Genomic DNA, 769 nt, shown 5'->3' with positions numbered 1-769 from the left:
GGCCAGCGCATTGCCGGTGCCCGTGAAGTTGCCGGATCCCGTATAGCTCAGGTTCTCGACATTGGTCAGCGTAGCGATCGAGTAGGCTGAAAGCACCGTCCGCAATTCGTCAGTGCCGCCGCCCGCCGCCTCGACGATCACGTCGCCCGCATTGTCGACCACATAGATGTCGTTGCCCGCGCCACCGCGCAGACTGTCGGCGCCGGCGCCGCCGTCCAGCAGATCGTTGCCGGCGCCGCCGACGATCGCGTTGGCAAGCGCATTGCCGGTTCCGGTAAACGCCCCGGTGCCGAAGTAGGTGAGGTTCTCGGTATTGGCGCCAAGYGTGTAGGCGCTCAGGTTCGTCCAGACCGTGTCCGTTCCTTCGGCGGCGTTCTCGACGACGACGTCGCCGACATTGTCGACGACATAGGCATCGTTGCCCACTCGACCGATCAGAGTGTCGGCGCCAACCTCGCCATTCAGCACATCGTTGCCGGCGCCGCCGGTGATAACGTTGTCGAGCGCATTGCCGGTTCCGGTAAASGCTSCCGTGCCGATATAGGTGAGGTTCTCGACATTGCTGCCRAGCGTATAGTTTGCCAGCGCGCGAACYGTGTCGATACCCTCGTCGGCATTCTCGACGACGACGTCGCCGGTGGAGATGACATAGGTGTCGTCGCCCGCYCCGCCCTTCAGCGTRTCGATCCCCGCTCCGCCGGTGATAACGTTGTCGAGCSCATTGCCRGTTCCGGTAAACGCCCCCGTGCCGAAGGAGATGAGGTTCTCG

At 63.6% G+C, this 769-nt stretch carries 1 protein-coding gene; it reads right to left on the bottom strand.

All coding sequences use genetic code 11. The features are described from left to right. Positions 1 to 769, bottom strand: a 769-nt coding sequence (locus tag QD408_RS27130) for a calcium-binding protein (RefSeq protein ID WP_414141431.1), incomplete at both ends; no start/stop codon positions are given.

This window comes from Rhizobium sp. BR 249, from assembly GCF_047445895.1.
Lineage (GTDB): Bacteria > Pseudomonadota > Alphaproteobacteria > Rhizobiales > Rhizobiaceae > Rhizobium.
This window is presented reverse-complemented; position numbering and strand designations above follow the sequence as displayed.